Here is a 5749-nt window from a genome sequence, read left to right as displayed (position 1 = left end):
TTGGGTATTTATGTTTGTGGTGGAAAAGGTAAAGATTCACTTCAAACGCCAAATGAATTAGTTGCAGTTGGAGACAAAACAGGCCTTAATGGAAATGAACTAGCAAAATTTAGCCGATTGACAGCCAAAGTGGATAGTACAGCAATTCAAGATGGTTTCCAAGTATATATGCACTACTTTGTGGTTAGTGACCAGGCCGATTGGTCAGTAATCCAACAAGGAATGCAAACTGAAACTTCAAAAGCAAGACGCTACCATTGGAATTCAAATAGCATAAATTCTTTTGTTGAAGAACCGCATACAGCAATCTGTGGAGATTTTCAAGGCGAAATTCTAAATTTAGTTGCTAAACAAGCCAAACCAACACAACTAGCAATAATTGATATCGCAAAAGAGAATCCTGAAAAGATGCTTGAAGAAATCAAACATTTAACATTGCCAACCTATAAGGATATTAAGGCAAAAGATGTTGATTTGAAACGTTTAGGAAGTATTCTTTGGTTGGCACAAGAAACACAAACACAACTTTTTGAAGACTTATTGCTTCTCAAAGGACTTGGTCCAAGAACATTGCAATCTTTGGCATTGGTTAGTGAAGTAATACACGGCACACCTTCCCGATTTACAGACCCTGCCCGATTTGCATTTGCTCATGGCGGGAAAGGTGGCAGACCATTTCCCGTACCAACCAAGGTGTATGATGAGGTAATTGACACCTTGAAAAACTCAGTAGAAAAAGCAAAAATTGGAGATTCTGATAAGCAAAGCGTAATTCAAAAACTTACTCAAATTACCCAAAAAGCAGAGAGAAATTTTACACCCAACGACAATTTTGAAGCACTTTTACAAAAAGAAAAAGACGATGCTTGGAAATATGGCGGAAGAACAATAAACGGATTTTCAAGACAAGACGACAAAAAAAACGGCACATAACACACGTTTGGCACTATGGGGGCTAACATCGTTCATTTAAACTTTGTGCTTCTATTGTAAATTCGTGCTGGCAGATGATTTAGTTTTCCAAAATCCCCCACAGCGCCAAGCGTGGGAACGTTAGGCTCAATTCCCCCTACTTTTAAAAAGTTGATTTCGTATGCTAACGGTTTAAAGGCACTTCAACTGTTTTTTGCTAAATTCAATCACTCTCTGGAAGGCCGATTTTAGAACTGTCGCACCCGGTTTATCGGGAAGCACGGGCGCAATTCTGGTTGGGATGCCTGCGATGATTTCAGTGGCGGTCCGGATCCCGGTTACCAACAGGAAAGGAACCCCGTTCAGAATATTTTCTTGCCAAAAGCACATCCCCTGAGAGTATTCTTTATGCTCATTTTTATGGAACAGGAATCTATTTCAATGGAAGTCATAAACCCGCAGGCTGCGGGGGTAGACGTCGGGAGCCGTTCCCACTGGGTGGCAGTGGGCCAGTCCGAACAGGACGTTCGGGAGTACGGGGTGTTCAACCAAGATCTGTTTGCCATGGCCGACTGGTTGAAGGAAAAAGGAATTAAAACTGTTGCCATGGAAAGTACGGGTACTTACTGGCAGAATCTTTATGCCGTCCTGATCTCCAGAGGCTTTGAAGTAATTCTCTGCAACGGAAAGTTCACCAAAAACATCAAAGGCAAAAAGACCGACATCAAAGACTGCCAGTGGATCCAAAAACTCCATACCCTTGGCCTGTTGACAGGCAGTTTTCTACCCGAAGGCAAGACAGAAGAATTGCGGACCTATTGCCGTCATCGCGCAAATCTGCTCCACTCAGCGGCTTCGGCATCCAAGAAAATGCAAAAATACCTCAGACTGCTCAATCTGCGTCTTGATGTAGTTGTCCGGGACATCTGCGGACTCACCGGACTGCTGATCATCCGGGCCATCTGTGAAGGTGAAACCGACCCTGAAAAACTCGCTGCTCTTCGCCATGGGAATTGCAGAAAAAGTGAGGAAGAAATCGCCAAAGCTCTCCAAAGCAACGGAAGAAAGGATTACCTCTTCGCTCTCAGACAGGAACTGGAAACCTACGATCAAACCCAGGAAAAAATCACCCGCTGTGATATCGAAATCGAAAAAATGCTCAATGAAATCATCCAATCCGATGACAACAAAAGACAGCATCACCTTGAACCCAAAACCCATAAACGAGTCAACAAAAATACCCCAAAAGACATTGACCTCAACTTAAAGGCCTACCAACTCTTTGAAGGAACCGATCTGTTGGCCATTGAGGGGATGAGCTTCTCTACTATTCTTTCTTTAATGAGTGAAGTGGGCTATGAAGGCATAAAAAAATTCAAAACTGCCAAGCACTTCGCTTCATGGCTAAGACTGGCTCCAAACAATAAAGTAAGTGGGGGAAAACTACTATCCAGCAAGGTTCCAAAAGGAAGCAACAGACTGAAAATAGCACTCCGGAATGCAGCCAATGCCATAGGTAATTTGAAAGAATCCACACCCTTGAGGGACTTCTTCCAGAGGATCAGTTTCAGAAAAGGCAGAGTCTCCGCAATCAGTGCCACAGCACGAAAGTTGGCTGTAATCATCTGGAGCATGGTGGTAAAAGGAACTCCCTACATCAACCCGGAAGGATATCTGTTCCTGGATCAAAAAAGAAAGTTGGGATTAGTTAAGCGAATCAAAAAGCAAATCGATAAATTCGGCATTACCGAAGACGACCTAGGCCTCAAAACAGCTGAATTTTAAGGGTTTTTCTTTACGTTAGTCAGAATTCTAAAGATTTGGTCTGAATTCAATGAAATCCAGACAGATTTAAGCAGACTCAAAATTTTTCTACCTACGCCAGATTCACCCTGCAGCCTGACGGTTCGATTATATACATTTAACATGATAATAATCATAACATATCTATAAAATTAGAGCTACCTTCTCTATGTATTTAAGACCAATTAAAGAAAGGTCTGGGTCAAATTGCTTTATAAAAACTGAAATCATGAAAAACCCTCTAGAAAAATTTGTCGAAGGGCCAGTCTTGGAGTCACCAAAATATAACCCGAGTCTGCATACAAACACTTGGAGCGACCAAGAGAAAACAGCCCACAAAGGACGTACATTCTCTGGTGCAGTGATATTAAGTATCCTGGCTTTTTTCCTGATCATCGGTTGTGTGAGCACAGAAGATGAACGCACCAAGCTCGGTACCGTTCCGGAGTTCCATCCCGAACTTGGTTTAGGTGCATTAGAGGGGTATCTCGACCCCGAGGAGCTTCCCAATAGTCTGGCCCTAATTCCTCCTCCGCCAGCTCCAGGATCAGCTGCATTTGCACACGATGTAGAAGTGGCTCAAAACACATTCGCCTTACAAAGTACAGCGCGATTTGAGCTGGCATCCGCTGACTTCGAGTTAAAACTTCCGATCTTCATCAATGATTTTTCTTGTGCATTAAATGGAGAGATTACCAAAGAGAATGCACCCTATCTATACAACTTACTGAGTCGAAGCTTTAGTGATTTAGCGCTTTCAACATACACGGCAAAAAATTACTACCAAAGAAAGCGGCCTTTCCAAACTAACGGTGCCCCCTTAGCATTTCCTGAAATGAAATCGACTCTGGAAAATGATCCTTCCTATCCATCAGGACATTCGGCATTGGGATGGGGTACCGCACTGATTTTAGCCGAAATTGCGCCGGATCGGACCGACCAGCTGATCGCTCGTGGACTGGCCTATACCGAGAGTCGTATCGTTGCCAACCATCATTGGTATAGTGATGTGGTTTGGGGACGCTTTATGGGTGCGGCTACGGTAGCGCGGCTCCACGCAAACCCAACATTTCTGGCGGATCTTGAGGCTGCCAAAGCTGAATACGCTGATCTCCGGGCCAACGGTACCTCGCCAACAGGGGATTGTGAGTGGGAAGCCGCTGCACTTGCACTTGGATTTCAGGCAAGTGAGATTACTGCAATTGATATCCTGCTGGAACCGGATGCCGCACTTCTCAACAAAGCCGAAGCCATAAATGCGGAGTTTATCAAGGTCTATCCTGATGGATTTACGTTGGACGAGTCTCACCGTCCGCACATCACCTTGATTCAGCGCTTCGTTCGGACAGCGGATCTAGAAAAAGTATATGCCGCTGCGAACAATGTGCTTAGCAAGTTTGATATAAGTAGTTTCGAGCTTGAGGCCTTTGAATATGACTTCGTACCTATGGGAGAACTCGGCCTTACGGCCATTAAAGCAAATCCAATCGCCGAACTGATAAAACTCCAAGAAGACTTAATAGAAGCAGTGGCGCCGTATACCGTAGAAACCGGATCTTCAACTGCGTTTTTCACAACACCCGAAGATCGTATCATTGACCCCGTCCTGATTCATTATGTTTCTGTATTTGTTCCAGAACATACGGGAGAACACTTTGTGCCGCACCTCACTGTCGGTTTAGCCCCTAAACCTTATCTCGACAAATTACTAAAAGAGCCCTTTGAGACATTTACCTTCTCCCCAAAAAGCGCGGCCGTATATCAACTTGGACAGTTTGGAACGGCAGCTAAAAAACTGAAGGAATTTGACTTAGAAAAGTGAATAGTATCCATGGCCAAATTGTGAATTAGAGTAAAAAAATTAACGTTTAAATGGATTTAAAAGAAACATGATCATGGTAAAGTTTAATCTAAGATTTCAAATACTGCTGATTACAATGACTCTTTTCGTATCAGCCTGCAAAGAAAACAAACCAGCCTTGGATACCGATGAAAATGGTTTTGTAGTTCTCACGGATGACCAGGTAGAAAACATGGTAAAACGCTCCTATCAATACATAGCCATGTACAATGTCAACAACAAGTTTGCCATGAAGGCAGGTGGCTGGAACACCGTGGATTCTGACACAAAATTGAAAGATCATACGATGAGGGATATTGCACGCCCCAACAACGACAGTTTTTACGCCAGCGCATTACTGGATTTGCAGGCTGAACCCGTAATAATGTACCTGCCTGCTTTTGATTCCAAGTACGTGTCCTTAATGGTTACGGCCTATGATCATTATGTGGATGTACCCAAAGCAACGCGTAAGGGAGATTTTCAAAAACCGGAAAAAATCTTGTTTTACTCCGACCGAACAAAAGGATATAAAGGAGAAGAGGTACCCGGAGTGGAGTTGATCTATAAAACTTCGGGCGATTTTGTTTCAGCCGTGCTGCGCATCATGCCACATGCCAACGAGCCGGAACGATTCAAAAGCATCATTGAAACCATTGGAACCATCAAAATTGAGACCTTGTCTGAATACAATGGAGGCCAGCCAAAAGTAGCAGAGAAAATCACCTTTCCGGAGGTTGGAAAGACGGACTTGGATGTTTTTGAGAATAACCTGCTTGAAGTGATGCAGTTTGTTTTCAATCACGTTTCATTTGATCCCGATGACCCTGAGGATAAGGCGGTACTCGAAGCATACGAACCCCTTGGGATCGTCCCTGGCGGTGAATACAACCCACAAGAAATCAAGATTGACGGAAAAAAATTCCGGGAAGTGGCCCAAAAAATCGAGGCCGAATACCTCGGTAAACTGACCGACCCGAACCTGTTTGCCGCCATCGCCCCCAAAATGTTTAAACCCAAAGGGGTAACCGACCTGGAAACCGTTGTCACCGTATCGATTATCGGGCCTATCGGTCTTCCCATGGAAGAAGCCATGTATCCGAACATCACTTCAGCCGATGGTGCGCCTCTGAATGCCCTGAATGATTATGTGGTTAAAATGACCAAGGACCAATTGCCTCCGGACCAGGCTTT

At 44.0% G+C, this 5749-nt stretch carries 4 protein-coding genes; all 4 read left to right on the top strand.

The window, feature by feature from the left end; translation table 11 throughout:
• Nucleotides 1-933, top strand: a 933-nt coding sequence (locus tag ACZFYI_RS14625; RefSeq protein WP_462524868.1) for a DUF763 domain-containing protein, incomplete at its 5' end; no start/stop codon positions are given.
• Between the two features lie 420 nt (nt 934-1353).
• Nucleotides 1354-2697, top strand: a complete 1344-nt coding sequence (locus ACZFYI_RS14620; protein WP_462524867.1) for an IS110 family RNA-guided transposase — start codon at nt 1354-1356, stop codon at nt 2695-2697.
• A gap of 247 nt (nt 2698-2944) precedes the next feature.
• Nucleotides 2945-4537: a phosphatase PAP2 family protein gene (locus ACZFYI_RS14615; RefSeq protein WP_462524866.1), complete on the top strand. Its 1593-nt coding sequence runs from the start codon at nt 2945-2947 to the stop codon at nt 4535-4537.
• A gap of 115 nt (nt 4538-4652) precedes the next feature.
• Nucleotides 4653-5749 (top strand): DUF1254 domain-containing protein (locus tag ACZFYI_RS14610; protein WP_462524865.1); only part of this gene is annotated, 1097 nt, incomplete at its 3' end.

It is taken from the genome of Aquiflexum sp., assembly GCF_977115555.1.
The sequence above is the reverse complement of the archived record's forward strand: the minus strand, read 5'-3'. Positions and strand labels throughout refer to the sequence as shown.